At 54.0% G+C, this 15,167-nt stretch carries 15 protein-coding genes, 1 tRNA gene and 1 pseudogene; 12 read left to right on the forward strand and 5 right to left on the reverse strand.

Annotated elements, in window-relative coordinates:
• Positions 1-16: 16 nt before the first annotated feature.
• Both OGY07_RS10945 and OGY07_RS10950 read right to left on the reverse strand, forming a co-directional pair.
• On the reverse strand, positions 17-1,348 hold the full coding sequence (locus OGY07_RS10945; protein ID WP_060569989.1) for a PTS sugar transporter subunit IIC: 1,332 nt from the start codon (positions 1,346-1,348) through the stop codon (positions 17-19).
• Positions 1,349-1,359: 11 nt separating this feature from the next.
• Positions 1,360-1,674 (reverse strand): PTS sugar transporter subunit IIB, encoded by a 315-nt coding sequence (locus tag OGY07_RS10950; protein ID WP_042287136.1) that lies wholly within the window; start codon positions 1,672-1,674, stop codon positions 1,360-1,362.
• A gap of 292 nt (positions 1,675-1,966) precedes the next feature.
• Here OGY07_RS10950 and OGY07_RS10955 point away from each other — a divergent pair, with 292 nt between their 5' ends.
• The gene (locus OGY07_RS10955) at positions 1,967-2,923 is read left to right on the forward strand and encodes a LacI family DNA-binding transcriptional regulator (protein ID WP_286600785.1); all 957 of its coding nucleotides are present in this window, start codon (positions 1,967-1,969) and stop codon (positions 2,921-2,923) included.
• A gap of 35 nt (positions 2,924-2,958) precedes the next feature.
• Here OGY07_RS10955 and OGY07_RS10960 read toward each other — a convergent pair whose 3' ends face one another.
• A complete protein-coding gene (locus OGY07_RS10960) occupies positions 2,959-3,252 on the reverse strand; it encodes a YicS family protein (protein WP_042287129.1) in 294 nt (97 codons plus the stop codon).
• A 127-nt stretch (positions 3,253-3,379) separates the two neighbouring features.
• On the opposite strand from OGY07_RS10960, the gene OGY07_RS10965 reads away from it, so the two are divergent.
• The 9 genes and pseudogenes from OGY07_RS10965 to OGY07_RS11005 all read left to right on the forward strand — a co-directional run.
• Positions 3,380-3,796, forward strand: a complete 417-nt coding sequence (locus OGY07_RS10965; protein WP_042287393.1) for a GNAT family N-acetyltransferase — start codon at positions 3,380-3,382, stop codon at positions 3,794-3,796.
• A 96-nt stretch (positions 3,797-3,892) separates the two neighbouring features.
• Positions 3,893-6,691, forward strand: coding sequence for a transcriptional regulator DagR (dagR, locus tag OGY07_RS10970; protein ID WP_205612636.1), 2,799 nt, complete (start codon positions 3,893-3,895; stop codon positions 6,689-6,691).
• Between the two features lie 120 nt (positions 6,692-6,811).
• Positions 6,812-7,243 (forward strand): PTS sugar transporter subunit IIA, encoded by a 432-nt coding sequence (locus tag OGY07_RS10975; protein ID WP_042287124.1) that lies wholly within the window; start codon positions 6,812-6,814, stop codon positions 7,241-7,243.
• Between the two features lie 4 nt (positions 7,244-7,247).
• Positions 7,248-7,733: a PTS sugar transporter subunit IIB gene (locus OGY07_RS10980; RefSeq protein WP_042287119.1), complete on the forward strand. Its 486-nt coding sequence runs from the start codon at positions 7,248-7,250 to the stop codon at positions 7,731-7,733.
• Between the two features lie 23 nt (positions 7,734-7,756).
• Positions 7,757-8,506, forward strand: coding sequence for a PTS mannose/fructose/sorbose/N-acetylgalactosamine transporter subunit IIC (locus tag OGY07_RS10985; RefSeq protein WP_042287117.1), 750 nt, complete (start codon positions 7,757-7,759; stop codon positions 8,504-8,506).
• Entirely contained in the window at positions 8,503-9,363 is an 861-nt protein-coding gene (locus OGY07_RS10990; protein ID WP_167333852.1) for a PTS system mannose/fructose/sorbose family transporter subunit IID, read from the forward strand. The genes OGY07_RS10985 and OGY07_RS10990 overlap by 4 nt, the downstream gene beginning before the upstream one ends.
• A 3-nt stretch (positions 9,364-9,366) precedes the next feature.
• Positions 9,367-10,476, forward strand: coding sequence for a D-glucosaminate-6-phosphate ammonia lyase (dgaE, locus tag OGY07_RS10995; protein WP_286600538.1), 1,110 nt, complete (start codon positions 9,367-9,369; stop codon positions 10,474-10,476).
• Positions 10,463-11,206: a 2-dehydro-3-deoxy-phosphogluconate aldolase gene (gene dagF, locus OGY07_RS11000; protein ID WP_269677714.1), complete on the forward strand. Its 744-nt coding sequence runs from the start codon at positions 10,463-10,465 to the stop codon at positions 11,204-11,206. Before dgaE ends, dagF begins: the two co-directional genes overlap by 14 nt.
• 74 nt (positions 11,207-11,280) lie before the next feature.
• Positions 11,281-11,595: pseudogene (locus OGY07_RS11005) on the forward strand (MetQ/NlpA family ABC transporter substrate-binding protein); the annotation flags it as partial.
• 26 nt (positions 11,596-11,621) lie between these two features.
• Here OGY07_RS11005 and OGY07_RS11010 read toward each other — a convergent pair.
• Positions 11,622-12,524 carry a carboxylate/amino acid/amine transporter gene (locus tag OGY07_RS11010; RefSeq protein ID WP_042287101.1) on the reverse strand — a complete coding sequence of 301 codons (903 nt, stop codon included), beginning with the start codon at positions 12,522-12,524 and terminating at the stop codon, positions 11,622-11,624.
• Between the two features lie 189 nt (positions 12,525-12,713).
• On the opposite strand from OGY07_RS11010, the gene OGY07_RS11015 reads away from it, so the two are divergent.
• The gene (locus tag OGY07_RS11015) at positions 12,714-13,232 is read left to right on the forward strand and encodes an anti-virulence regulator CigR family protein (protein ID WP_286600541.1); all 519 of its coding nucleotides are present in this window, start codon (positions 12,714-12,716) and stop codon (positions 13,230-13,232) included.
• Positions 13,233-13,400: 168 nt separating this feature from the next.
• On the opposite strand, the gene OGY07_RS11020 is transcribed toward OGY07_RS11015, so the two are convergent.
• Positions 13,401-13,495, reverse strand: a tRNA-Sec gene (locus OGY07_RS11020).
• A 278-nt stretch (positions 13,496-13,773) separates the two neighbouring features.
• Between OGY07_RS11020 and OGY07_RS11025 the strand changes: the two genes are divergently transcribed.
• The gene (locus tag OGY07_RS11025) at positions 13,774-15,165 is read left to right on the forward strand and encodes a glycoside-pentoside-hexuronide family transporter (RefSeq protein WP_286600543.1); all 1,392 of its coding nucleotides are present in this window, start codon (positions 13,774-13,776) and stop codon (positions 15,163-15,165) included.
• The last annotated feature ends 2 nt before the right edge of the window (positions 15,166-15,167 follow it).

Genomic DNA, 15,167 nt, shown 5'->3' on the forward strand with positions numbered 1-15,167 from the left:
CTGACTCCTTGATTCATTATGAGTTGCTACGGGCTGCATTCGCCACGGAGACGGCATCCTGCGCTTTTTGTTCTTCTGTTTTCATCAGCGAACGTTCGTAGGCGCGCAGGAACGGCAGGTATATCAGCGCCGACATCACCATACAGATGAGACACATTACCACCGGGCTAAAGGCCCAGTTCGCCGCCCAGGAGGCGCCGATCGGCGCGGGCGTGGTCCACGGCGTTAAAGAAACCACCTGCTCCAGCCAGCCCAGACGGGTCGCGGTGTAAGCCAGTACGGCGTTGATCATCGGCACAAAAACAAACGGAATAAACAGCATCGGGTTCATGATGATCGGCGCGCCGAACAGAATAGGCTCATTGATGTTGAAGAAACTAGGCACAATTCCCATTTTGCCGATAGTTCGCAGGTGCGTGACGCGGCTGCGCAGGAGCAGGAAGGCCAGCGGTAAGGTAGACCCTACGCCGCCAATCAGCAGGTAATGGTCCCAGAACCCTTGCAAATAAACGTGCGGCAGCGCGGCGCCAGCCGCCAATGCGGCCTGATTGGCAGAGAGGTTAGCCATCCAGAACGGGTTCATGATGCCAGTGACAATCAGCGCGCCGTGGATCCCGGCGAACCAGAAAATCTGACACAGCAGGACAGAAAGTAAAATCGCGGGCAGCGAATCCGATGCCGACACCAGCGGCTCCAGCAAATGCATAATCGCCTGCGGAATAATCATCCCGGTCTGCGCTTCAATAAACAGATTCAGCGGATGCAGGGTGGCGATCACTACCAGAACCGGAATCAGGATTTCAAACGAACGGGCGACACCGGTTGGCACTTCTTTTGGCAGGCGGATCGTCACGTTGTGCTGCTTTAGCCAGGCGTAGACGCGGGTAGAATAAATGGCGGTGATTAACGCGGTGAAGATCCCCTGACCGGAAAGGTACTGAGTGGAAATGTTACCGTCGGCATACGGGGCGGCGACCAGCAAAAACGCCATAAACGCCAGCAGGCCGGACATGATCGGATCGAGGTTAAACTGACGGCCCAGGCTTGCGCCGATGCCGACGGAGATAAAGAACGTCATAACGCCCATGCTGAGGTTAAACGGCAGCATCAACTGTTCACGATACGTGGCGGAGAAATCAAGCCAGCCACGGGCAAAGCTGTTGGTGGTTTCGGCAGAAAACGGCGGGAAGATAAACACCAGCATAAACGAGCCGATGATCATAAACGGCAGCGCCGCGGTAAAACCGTCACGAATCGCAATCACATACTTTTGCTGGCCCAGTTTCCCGGCAAGAGGAGTGATGGATTGTTCTATGACAGCAACCATTGACTGATATAACGAACTCATAATGACACCTTCTAGTGTGTCGCTTCAATCAGCGACAGAGCATAGTCCAGCACCTTGTCACCGCGTTGCATTCCGTAATCCAGCATATCGATTGCTTGTACGGGTATACCCTGGGTGGCAGCCTTCTCAGAGAGCGTGTTAAGCATGTACTTTACCTGGGGGCCGAGCAGCACCACCTGGTAATTTGGAAACTGAATGTCAAATTCGGAAACGCCGTAGGCGTCAATTTGTACCGGTAGTTTCCGTTCCTCCGCTGCTTCGACCATTTTACGAACCAGCAGACTGGTAGACATCCCTGCGGAACAACACAACATAATCCTGAACATTGTTAACCATCCTCAAAATGTAAAAACTTATTGCGAGTCTGATTTGATATCATACGGAAACCGGTTTCCATTTGAAGCAAACAGAACTGTGACACTCATCAAGAACTTATTCTTATAAGGCTAATTATTTGGATTCAGCTCACGATTTTGGCTGCAAAAATGTCTTTTTGAGTGAAAATGGAAAATCGGTTTCCATGAAAAACGGAAACAGCTATACTGCCTTTGGCGATAAAATGAGCCAATGTTAACTTCAGGATTTGAGGAGCCAGGCGGGCTCTGTCAGGGGAGAATGATGTCTACTATCAACGATGTATCGCGTTTGGCTGGCGTGTCGAAAGCCACGGTGTCGCGCGTGTTGAGCGGATCGCGTGGGGTAAAGGAAGCCAGCCGTCTTGCCGTACTGAAAGCGGTGGATGAGCTAAATTACCGCCCGAATGTGATTGCCCAGTCGCTGCTAAGCCAGACCACGGGCTGTATCGGCGTGATATGCGCCCAGGACAACATCAACCAGACGACGGGCTATCTTTATGCGCTGGAAAAGCATCTGAGCCAGCACCAGAAACATCTGCTGCTTCGCTTTGCCAATACCAAAGCGGAAGTGCTGAGCGCACTCGACGAGCTGAGCTGCGGTTTGTGTGACGATGTGCTGATCATTGGCGCGCGTTTTCCACTGAACATTAACCAGGAGAACGTCATTCTGGTGGACTGTCTGGAAGTGGGGGACGACGTTAACAGCATCCAGTTCGATCACGCTTTCGCGACCGAAACCGCCTGTAACTATCTCATCAGCCAGAATCGCCGACAGATTGCGCTGATTCATCCTCACGGGATGGGTTTTTCCGATCAGGTTTTACTGGGCTATAAACTTGCACTGGAGAAAAACTTCCTGCCGTTTAACCGTAACCTGGTCTTTATGGACGCGACGTCGTCTTCCGTGGCCCTGCAGGAGCTGCTGAATAACGCCTCGACGCTCAACTTTAACGCGCTGTTGGTGGCGGACGAACAGCAGGCGCAGCGGGTTATTCCGCAACTGCAGGCGTTCAATAAGTCCGTTCCGGAAGACATTATGGTTTTCAGCCTGGCGGGATCGCTGCATCTGCCGGGTATTCCCACCATTCCGGCAATTGAATATTCTATGGACGCCATGGCGGCGCGTATTGTCGGTTGGCTCAATGAAAAAACGCAGCATATGCTGGGATCGTATACCCTGCGCGGCGACCTCATTATTCCGGACGTGCATCAGCGATAATTATGATGACCGGGCGTGGGGCTGCGGCTTCACGCTTACATATCCGGGCATTCAACCTTACCTAACGCTTCCCAATAGTTGTTCTGGTTATTTCTCTCCATCGCCACAATCGCTTCGCGAATATGCAACTGATTCCCTTCTGTAGACATAATGGTTTTTTCCCATGCGTCGTCAGAAGGCGATCCCTTCGGCGAGCAGAGCTTTCGTAGATCCTTCAGAATGGTATTTTTCTCGTGTACTGACTGGAGCGCGCCATAAGGCGAGTCGGCCCGGGCGAATCCCGATAGGGTAAAAAGTACGGCAACCATCGTCATAACGGCGAGTTTCATGGTAATAATCCTTTTGTCGATGCGCTTCTCGTTAAGAATAAGTGTAGACGGTAGGCGGCTCACTCGGCATTCCGTGTGAATGCTGAAAATAAAGTAAGCCAGAAGCGGTATGTTTCAGGAGGATAATATGCAGATACAGGTTACAGAGACGGTTACCGAAGACGATCAGAACGCACTGCTCACCGGGTTACGCGCTTATAATCTTCAGTTCCTGAAAACGACCCATTTTGGCAATCTGGCGGTGTACTGGCGCAATGATCGCGAGATTATCAAAGGGGGGCTGATTGGCGAAATCAAAGGCGAGTGGCTGTGTATAAAATACCTGTGGATGGATGAATCGTTGCGCAGGGGCGGCTACGGCAGACAGCTGATGCAGGCAGCGGAACAGGCAGCGCAGGAGCGAGGCTGCCGTCACGCGCTGGTGGATACCATGAGTTTTCAGGCGCTGCCGTTTTATCAGAAGAACGGATATCAGCTAAAAATGACTCTCGATAATTTCCCGGAAGAAGGCGCGTCGAGACATTATTTAACGAAGACATTTTGATGACCGGTGAGTGAGCCTCTGGAACGTCTTTCACTTTCTTACGCAGCAGAATCGTGTATGTTCTGAACAATCAGTTAATGCTTAAGCGGTAGAGAGATGAGAAGGATTGAGATCGTTCTGGGTGAGCTTGAAAGGTTGACGCGTGGGCTGGAAACGGCGGATTTGGCGCAGGAAACGGCGTTTACCGCAGAAGCGATCGGCTTTAACCTCGGGCTGGCGCGCAATTCGGTCAGTAAAGATCTCAATCAATTGTGGAACGATGGCCTGGTCATCAAAAGTCGGGGAAGACCGGTATTTTTCCTGCATTGCCAGGCGCTGGAAACGCTTTTAGGTCGTAAGCTGACGGATGCCGAGCGTGAAGTACGCTCGGTTGCCGAACTGCTGCCGCAGCAGGAAATGGCATCCGTCGACGATCCGTTTACCGGCCTGATTGGCTACGATCGCAGCCTGCGCGATGCGGTGGAAAAGGGTCGCGCCGCAGTGCTTTATCCCCATGGTCTGCACGTACTGCTGACCGGTCCTTCTGGCGTCGGTAAGACGTTCTTTGCCGAGCTGATGCATCGCTTTGCCTGTGAACATACCGCAGGTTCCCCGCCGCCCCTGGTCTATTTTAACTGTGCGGAGTATGCCCATAACCCGGAGCTGCTTTCGTCGCATCTTTTTGGTCATCGGCAGGGAGCGTTTACCGGTGCGAACGAAAACAAGCCCGGCCTGGTCGAACAGGCTGACGGCGGCTATTTGCTGCTCGACGAGGTCCATCGTCTGCCCTACGAAGGGCAGGAAAAATTATTTTCCCTTCTCGATAAAGGCGAATATCGCCCGTTAGGTTCCAGCGCCGCGGCAAGGCCGATTTCGGTACGGCTGATTTGCGCCACCACGGAAGCGGTCAACTCTTCACTGCTGCGGACTTTCCAGCGACGTATCCAGGTGACAATCGACCTGCCCGGTATTCGCCAACGTTCTGTTGAGGAACAGGTGGAGCTGATTGTCGGGTTCTTGCAGCGCGAAAGCCGTAAAATCGAGCGTACGGTGAGCATCGATAAATCGCTGCTGCTGTGGCTGCTGAACAAGCCGCTGGAAGGAAATATCGGCCAGCTTAAAAGCGATATTCAGTTTCTCTGCGCGCAGGCGTGGGCGGCAGGCATGACGGAACACAACGAGACGCTACAGCTCGACAAACGGCTGGTGGAGATGCCGTTTCAGGCTTCGGTGGAGCAACGTTTGCTGGTCGATGCGTTGTTCAACGGTCAGGAGCGCCTGAGCATTGATGCCCGCACGCTGCCAGCGCTGAAAACTTCGCTTGCTACGGGGGCGGAGATTGAAGAGAGCGATCTGTTTTACAGCTTTTTGACTCGCGAATACGTCAATTTGCGCAACAGTAACGTGCCGCCAGCGGAAACGCTGGCGATACTGAAAAATAAACTCAGTTCTATTTTTGAGTACGGCCTTTACAGCCGCGACAGTATTGCGCACCCCCCGCGCTATGGTAGCCAGATTGAAGAACGCGTCACGCTGCTGATTGCTTGCGTGGAGCAGGTACTGGGCTTTTCCCTGCCGCAAAATCTGATAAATCCTCTGCGAAAACACTTTCTGGCGCTGATTGGCTATGTGCAACGGGGCCTGATTCCGCAGCTTTACTCCTCCAGCCTGATCCTCGATCGCTGTAAAGATGAATATGACAACGCCACGCTGTTATGCCGAAAAATCAACGAATTGTTGCATATTCAGTGCCCGGCGACGGAAGTGGTCTGGCTGTGCCTGTTTCTGAAAGAGTGTCGTCACTACCGTCAGCGCATAGACGCCAGTCCGGAGTGCGGGGTGATTCTGGTCGCCCACGGCGCGACAACGGCGACCAGCCAGGCGCAGTATGTGAATCGCGTGCTGGAGCGGGAATTGTTCTGCGCTATCGATATGCCGTTTGAACAGTCGGTACATGACACGCTGGAAACCCTTATCCAGATGATTCAGGCGCATCGCTGGCAACGGCTGATCCTGATGGTGGATATTGGTTCACTGGTCCATTTTGGCAGCACCATCAGTAAGTTATTTCAGATCGACGTATTGTTGGTACCCAATATTACCCTTACCAGTCTGTTGGAAGTGGGGCTGGATTTAAGTTATGAAACCAGCGACTTGCCGCAGTTGGCGGCGTTAATACAGAGCAAAAGCATACCCTGCCAGCTCTGTACGCCTCAGCAGGAAAACAGCGGGAAAGTCTTGGTTATCTCCTGCATTACCGGCATGGGCACGGCAGAAAAAATTAAAAAGGTGCTGGAGGAGAGTTTTGGCGAACTGATGTCGCAGGATACGCGAATGGTCATCCTGGATTACAACGAAGTGCGCAGCCTTGAGCGCGTCCAGCAGGCGCTAAATGCCAGCGAACGCCTGGCGGGGATTGTCGGTACCTTCCAGCCGGGGCTGCCGGATATTCCGTTTATCTCGCTGGAAGAACTGTTTTCTGAACAGGGTCCGGAACTGGTACTGAGCCTGCTGACGCCAGATCTATCCAGTGCGGAACGCCGCCTGGAAATGGAGCGCAGTGCGATGCGTTTTATCAGCGCCCTGACGATGGAAAGCATTATTAATCATATTTCAGTGCTTAACCCGCAGCGCATTTTGAAAGAGATGGAAGGCGTGCTCAACCATCTAACCAGCGCGCTTTCGCTGAAGCCAAGCCGCCAGGTGACACTACGCTTTCTGATCCACTGCTGCTGCATGGTTGAGCGTATCGTGATTAACCGCAAACCGTTACAGATGGCGCTGGAAAACAAGCCGGAACTCGATGTCCGCGCGTTTAGTGTCATCAAATCCGCTTTTTTGCCCATCGAAGAAGCCTATGCGATTCGGTTGTCGGACGCGGAATATTTTTATATTTACGAACTTCTCTATAGCTGATCCCTTAACTGGCGCGGCCCGCCGCTTCGCCAGTTCACCTGTCTTGCCTGCGTGACACAAACTCTGGCACAGCTCTTGCTCTTATTACTGACGTAAACGTAATGAAGCCAGGAGGCCATTTTGACTACCACTCAACCGTTGCCCCACATCTTGCTGCTGACCCATGGCGGCTGGGGACAACAGCTTTGCAACAGCCTGCGCATGGTGATGGGCGAAATTAACGGCGTAACGGAAATTGCGCTGATGCCTGTCGATACGCTGGGTGAGTTTTATCAGCGCGTCGAAGCCGTTGTCCAAACCCTGCCGGAAGGCTCGCTCATCCTGACCGACTTTATTGGCGGCACGACGTCCAACGTGGCGGCGCGGTTGAGCGCTGACTATCCGGTGGCGGTGATTTCCGGCTTAAACGCATCGCTGCTGCTGGAGGCGCTGGACCGACGTGAACATGGCGCGCTCACCGCCTGCGTGACCGATCTGGTTGAAGCCGGGCGCAGCAGTTGCCTGGACGTTGTCGCTCACGTTCGTCAATTACAACACGCAAAAGAGGGATAAAACGATGGCAAAGGTCGTGTTATGTCGTATCGACAGTCGTCTGATTCACGGGCAGGTCGTCACCAAGTGGGTCGGACAATCGCAGGCTAACCGTATCGTCGTCGTCAGCGACGAACTGGACGCCGATCCGTTTATGAAAAATATCTACCTGATGGCCGCGCCGCCGAACATCAAAGTGGACTGCTACGGCAACCAGAGCTTTGCCGCCGCGTGGAAGGAGAATCAGCTTGGCGACGGCAGCGTACTGGTGCTGTTTCCGTCCCTTGCCGCCGTGCAGGACGCCGTTCAACTGGGCTTTGACGTCAGCACCCTTCAGGTGGGCGGTTTAGGCGGTGGGCCCAACCGTAAGGCGGTTTTTCAGAACATCACACTGGATGAAAAAGACGTTGGCATTCTTAACGACCTGAAAAATCGCGGTATTCAGGTGTACTTCCAGACTATCCCGGAAGATAAGCCACAGTCTCTGGACGATATCCTGAAAAAATTCTAACCCTCTGATAATGGGATAACACTATGGATACCTTACTTTTTGCAAGCCTGATGGGGTTGTATTACTGGTTTGCCCGTTTACGCCTTGGCTACACTTTCTCGGCCATGCTGTTACAGCCTGTGGTCATCGCGGTCTTTGTCGGTCTGCTGCTCGGCAATATGCAGACGGCGATGATCATTGGCGCCGGTATGCAGTTGGTTTATCTCGGCGTGACCTCTACCCCTGGCGGCAATGTGCCGTCCGATCCGGCGCTGGCGGCCTGTATTTCCATTCCGATTGCGGTTAAGGCCGGGATGGACCCGAACCTGGCCATCGCGCTGGCGATACCGTTTGGCGTTATCGGCGTGTTCCTCGACCAGTTGCGCCGTACGCTGAATGCCGCCTGGGTACATATGGCTGACAAACACGCGGAAACGGCGAACATGGCCGGCATAATGCGCTGCGCCTTCCTCTACCCGGCGTTACTCGGGCTGGTACTGCGTTTTCCGGTGGTATTCGCCGCCAACTACTTTGGCCAGAACGTGGTGGAAAGTTTCCTCAAGCTGATGCCGCACTGGTTGACCCACTCCTTTGAAATCATGGGCGGGATCCTGCCGGCGCTGGGCTTCGCCATCACCATTATGGTGATCGGTAAAAAGAGCCTGCTGCCGTGGTTTATCGGAGGATTCTTCGCGGTGCTGTATCTCAAGGTCGACATCATGGCAATGGCCATCTTCGGCACCTGTGTGGCCTTCCTGATTAAAGGCCTGGCGAAAAATGAAGGAGCAGCATGATGAGCAGCGACGTAATGCAACATGAACTGGTTGAGCGTGCGCGGGAAAGCGGGGCGCTGACCAAAGCGGATATCACCAAAGCGTGGTTTATCTACTGGCTGGGCGCGGAAGTGTCTAACTCGTATGAACGTTTACAAAGCCTGATTTTCTGCGCCTCAATGACGCCGATCATCAAAAAACTCTACCCGCAAAAAGAGGAGCAGGTGGAAGCGCTCAAGCGTCACCTGAACTTTTTTAACTCGGAGCAGACGTTTGGCGCGGTTATCCAGGGGATCTCTATCGCCATGGAGGAACAGAAAACGCGCGGCGAACCGATCAGCGACGCATCAATTACCGGCATCAAAACCGGTCTGATGGGGCCGCTGGCCGGGATGGGGGACTCTATCGTCTGGGCGGCGGTGATGCCGCTGTTGATTGCGATTTTTATCCCATTCGCGGCAAATGGCAGCGCATTCGGCGGTATTGCGCCGCTAATCCTCTATCCGGCGATCACCCTGGCGATAAGCTATGGACTGATCCACAAGGGTTACACGCTCGGTCGCGACTCCATCGTAGGGCTGTTACAAGGGGGGCGAATCAAGGAACTGATCTACGGCGCCAACGTGCTGGGGCTGATCATGATGGGGGCGCTGTCGGCGAGCTACGTCAAAATTACCACGCCGTTGAAGATCAGTGCGCTGAAAGGGTCTGAAGTGGTGGTTCAGCAGATCCTTGACTCCATTGCGCCGGGCCTGCTGCCGCTGGCGGCGGTATTTGCCATCTATATCTTCCTGGTGAAAAAAGGGCCGCGTTACACCACCATTTTGCTGTCCATTGTCGCGCTTAGCGTGGTGTGTTCGCTTCTGGGAGTGTTGTAAGCCATGACGCAAAATATCTATCAACAGCTCGGGCTTAAGCAGGTGATTAACGCCTGCGGCAAGATGACCATTCTTGGCGTCTCCAGCGTCGCGCCGGAGGTGATGCAGGCCACGGCGCGGGCGGCCTCATCTTTTGTAGAGATTGACCGGCTGGTGGACAGTACCGGCGAGCGGGTTTCGCGCTATACCGGCGCGGAAGACAGTTACATCACTTCCTGCGCGTCGGCAGGGATTGCGATTGCCGTCGCTGCAGCCATTACGCGCGGCGACCCGCATCGCGTGGCGTTGATGCCAGACAGTACGGGAATGGCGAATGAAGTGGTGATGTTGCGCGGGCACAACGTTGATTATGGCGCGCCAATCGGTACTGCGATCCGTCTGGGCGGCGGACGCGTGGTGGAAGTGGGAGCGAGTAATCTCGCCGCCCGCTGGCAGTTGGAGAGCGCGATTACCGACGCCACAGCGGCGCTGCTGTACGTGAAGTCTCACCATTGCGTACAGAAGGGCATGCTGGAGATAGAAGATTTCGTGCAGGTGGCAAGCATTCATAACCTGCCGCTGATTGTGGATGCCGCGGCCGAAGAAGATCTCCACTCCTGGGTGGCGAGTGGCGCAGATATGGTGATCTACAGCGGCGCGAAAGCGTTCAATGCGCCAACGTCAGGGTTTATTACCGGCAAACAGCGGTGGATTAGCGCCTGTAAGGCGCAGCATCACGGGATCGCGCGGGCGATGAAGATTGGCAAGGAGAACATGGTCGGCCTGGTAACCGCTCTGGCGCATTATCACCAGGGGCAAGCCGTGGTTAGCGCAGAACAGCTGCAACCGGTGGCAGAGGCGATTTCAGCGATCCGCGGATTTCATGCCGATATCGAACAGGACGAGGCTGGACGTGCGATCTGGCGCATTCGCGTCAGGGTCAATGCCGGGGAACTGGGGTTGAGCGCCCGTGAAGTTGAGGCGCAACTGCGCGGCGGAGAGATTGCTATTTATGCCCGCCGCTACAACCTCCATCAGGGCGTTTTTAGCCTCGACCCACGTACGGTCGCCGAGGGGGAGATGGCGCTGATTGTCGCGCGGCTTAAGGAGATTGCAGAACATGCAGCAGATTAATTTTTATCGTCAGCGTGTGGCGATTAACGTGCTGGCGAAAGACATCGCCAATGCCCGGGAAATCTACGACGCCGCAGAGGGACATGCGGTGATTGGCATTCTCTCCGCGCAGTTTTCGTCGGTAGACGAAGGCGTACAGGAGGTGAAACGCTGGATGGAAGAAGTACCGTCCATCTCGGTTGGGTTGGGGGCGGGCGATCCGGCGCAGTATTACAAGGCGGCGATGATTGCCGCCCAGGTGCGCCCGGCGCACGTCAATCAGACCTTTACCGGCAGCGGTTTTGCGGCGGGGGCGCTGGCGGCGACGGGAGGTGAGCTGACGCATATCAATGCGCTGGTCAGCCCGACGGGGACGCCTGGCGAAGTGCTGATCTCCACTGGCGTCAGCAGCAGCCAGGGAACACCGGCGCGTGTTTCCTGCGATGCCGCCGTGCGAATGATGCAGGATATGGGCGCGCACGCGGCGAAGTTTTTCCCAATGGGCGGCGAGACGTCGCTGCCGGAGCTATATGTGCTGGCGACCACCGCGGCGCGTAACGGCATGACGCTGATCGAACCGACTGGCGGTATCGATCTGGCTAATTTCGGCGTGATTCTGCAAACCTGCATGGAAGCGGGCATGCCTCGCGTGATGCCGCATGTGTACAGTTCAATTATCGACCCGCAAACCGGCAATACACGTCCTGAAGATATCGTCAGGTTAATGGAAATTGTCAAAGCATTGGTCTGAACCGGAGGGTGTTGCGTGCGAGTCGCGCAGCGCCATTTGCTTTAACATTGAATTCCGCTTTATGCCTTTTTCTTCTTATTGATACCGATAATCCGCGTCATTTGCAGATTATGGAACTGGAAGGCGCGCAGTTACCGCGCGTGCTCGACGACCCGAAAGTCGATGTGGCGATCATCAGCACCACATATATCCAGCAAACCGGGCTTTCACCGATGCATGACAGCGTTTTTATCGAAGATAAAAATTCGCCTTACGTGAATATCCTGGTGGCGCGGGAAGATAACAAAGACGCGGAAAACGTGAAGGTATTTTTGCAGTCTTATCAGTCGCCGGAAGTGGCAAAGGCGGCAGAAAAAATCTTTAACGGGGGCGCGGTGCCGGGCTGGTAACAAAGACCAACGCCGCGCCGGAGGTATTACGCCGCCCTGGCGCGGCGGCGGGAGTCCATTGAAATCAAAACGACTGACGAGAGGATCAGTAGCGTGCCAAGCCAGTCCGGCAAGGTAAACGTAATGCCTAACAGCAGTAGCGACAGTAGCGCGCTGCTCAGTGGTTCCGCGCAGCTTAAAATGCTCGCTTTCGGCCCGCCTATCATCTGCGCGCCTTTCAGGTACAGGCTAAAGGTTAATGACGTACCCACCACCACCAGATAGAAAAACGCCAGAATCAGGCTGCCATTCACCACAAAATTGGTCCCTTCTCCGGCATAAAACGGCAGCAGACACAGACCTCCAATTAACATACTCCAGCCAACGATCGGTAATGTGCCGTAACGGGCAATCAGCGTGGAAGGGTAGGTAGTGTAAAACGCCGCAGCAAACGCTGAGGCAATTCCCCAGAACAGCGCGGCGGGAGAAATCGACAGTGACGTTGGATTACCGTGGGTCACTAACAAAAAGGTGCCCACCAGAGACGTCAGGATCGCGGTTAATACCAGTACGCCGGGACGAGCCTTACGCACCAGCGCAAACCACGCGACGATGATGGTGGGGGACAGAAACTGCAATACTGTGGCGGTCGCGGCGTTTGATTTTTCAATGGTCAGCAGGAAGGTAAGCTGTACAGTAAGCGCGCCTAGAATGGAAAACAGCAGCAGACTCAGGGCATCCTGACGATTTTTGAAGGCCGAAAAGATTTTGTCGCCATGAACGAATGACAGCATCAGCAAAATCATCCCGGCGAAGATCAAACGCGTCATGGTCAGAAACGGCGAAGACATCTGGCTCTGCTCCATAATGTACTGCGCGCAGACGCCGGAACTTCCCCACAATACGGCGGCAACCAGGACGTTGAACATCCCTTTTCTGGTGGAACCCATATTTTCCTCAGTATTGATTTTTGGCGTGGTTTTACCGTCATGATAGCAGATTAGGCAGGCGGTTTATCATCCACAGAACAGGGGGATTTCCTCTCGACGTAACAATAAAAAACCAGGAATGAGGGAGATTGCACCTTTTTTCGCCGCGTTCTATTGTGATGATGTATCAACACCTGGAAGGAACACATTATGGGTAAGCGTCGTGGTTTAACGGCTGTGCTGGCCACTCTGGTTTCTCTCTCCCTGCTTGCTGCCCCTGTTATGGCAAACCCGGGAAATGGGAATGGTAATGGCGGCGGCCATGGTAATAGCAGTGGTAATCATGGAAATAAAGGCAACCAGGGAAATCAGGGGAATAAAGACCACAAAGGAAATTCCGGCGATAAAAAGAACGTCTCATCCGACAAACGTAAAAATTACGGTAAGCCCGATCATGTTGACTCCGACATCAGTTTTGCAACAGCGCGTCATCTGGCCGTGAACTACGGTCTGACGGGTTACGACGCCTTACCGCCGGGGATCGCGAAGAACCTGGCGCGCGGTAAACCGCTTCCTCCAGGCATCGCCAAAAAAGCCGTACCGGCCTCAATGCTTGGCGAACTGCCTTACTATCCGGGGTATGAATGGCGAATCGTTGGCGACGACCTGGTGCTGATTGCGCTCAGTACTGCCGTGGTCACGGCGATTATTAACGGGGTATTTGATTAAGCCTCTATACAACGTAACAAAAAGTCGGGAGATTCCCGGCTTTTTTATATCCGGAATTCGCCATTTTCATTCTAATGAATAAACTCTTTTCCGTAGCACGGACAATGGGGACGGGGCAGCATAATGATTTAATGCACGAGAATTAATAAGCAATAACGACGGATATTTTGGCGGAAGATCACAGGAGTCGAACCTGCCCGGGACCGCTGGCGGCCCCAACTGGATTTGAAGTCCAGCCGCCTCACCGGAGACGACGATCTTCCGCGCCTGCATTGCTACATGGAGGCGGGCGCATTATAGCCACTTTCGCAAGGTTTCCACATCCCCCTGCGTCATTTTTTAATTTACCTTTCGCCTTACCATGATCGGTTTCATATAAAACCTCTTAAATTCCGTTAGTTACAATTTTTCACATCTTCTGGCGCAACCGCGATCACAGAAAAGAAGAATCGTAATTTGATAACAAAATATCGGAATACCCGCCCCCAGGAGGATGGTTTACAAAAACTGTAACCGGTATCAGCGCGTCAGGGGATGCAAAATGAAGAATCCTGTGTTGTCCGTTAAAGAGAAGATTGGCTATGGGATGGGTGATGCCGCCAGCCATATTATTTTCGATAACGTTATGTTGTACATGATGTTTTTTTATACCGATATTTTTGGTATCCCCGCAGGGTTCGTCGGTACGATGTTTTTACTGGCGCGGGCGCTAGATGCTATTTCAGACCCATGTATGGGGCTATTAGCTGACCGCACGCGTTCTCGCTGGGGGAAATTTCGCCCATGGGTGCTGTTTGGCGCGCTGCCGTTTGGTTTGGTGTGCGTACTGGCATACAGTACGCCGGAGCTCAGCCTCAATGGCAAAATGATCTATGCCGCGGTGACTTATACCCTGCTGACCCTGCTTTATACCGTGGTAAATATCCCCTACTGCGCGCTGGGCGGTGTGATAACTAACGACCCGGCGCAGCGTATTTCTTTGCAATCCTGGCGTTTTGTGTTGGCGACGGCAGGCGGCATGCTCTCCACCGTGTTAATGATGCCGCTGGTGGACTTTATCGGCGGTGGCGATAAAGCGCTCGGTTTTCAGGGCGGGATCGCGGTGCTGTCCGTCGTGGCGTTCCTGATGCTGGCGTTCTGCTTTTTCACCACCAAAGAGCGCGTGGAAGCGCCGCCTAACAGCACTTCAATGCGTGAGGATCTGCGCGATATCTGGCAAAACGACCAGTGGCGGATTGTCGGCCTGCTTACCATTCTTAACATTCTCGCCGTCTGCGTCCGCGGCGGCGCCATGATGTATTACGTCACCTGGATTATGGGGACGCCGGGGGTGTTTGTCGCCTTCCTCACCACCTACTGCGTCGGCAACCTCATTGGTTCTGCGCTGGCGAAACCGCTCACCGACTGGAAATGCAAAGTCAGCGTATTCTGGTGGACCAATGCCGCGCTGGCGATGCTTAGTCTGGCGATGTTCTTCGTGCCGATGCACGCCAGCATCACTATGTTTGGTTTTATCTTCGTGATTGGCGTACTGCACCAGCTGGTGACGCCAATCCAGTGGGTGATGATGTCGGATACCGTCGATTATGGCGAATGGCGCAACGGTAAACGCCTTACCGGTATTAGCTTCGCGGGCACGCTGTTCGTGCTGAAACTCGGCCTTGCACTGGGCGGAGCACTCATTGGCTGGATGCTGGCGGGCGGGGGCTACGATGCCGCAGCGAAAGCCCAAAACGGCGCGACAATCAGCATCATCATTGCCCTGTTCACTCTCGTCCCGGCTATCTGCTACCTGCTGAGCGCCGTGATTGCCAAACGCTATTACACCCTGAAAACGCCGTATCTGAGAACAATCCTCGACCAGTTGGCACAGGGCGCGCGCCGCAATCAGCACGAATTTACGCATAAAGAATTTCAGAACTTAAGGAACTGAGC

The organism is Citrobacter sp. Cs237, assembly GCF_030332325.1.
GTDB lineage: Bacteria > Pseudomonadota > Gammaproteobacteria > Enterobacterales > Enterobacteriaceae > Citrobacter_A > Citrobacter_A sedlakii.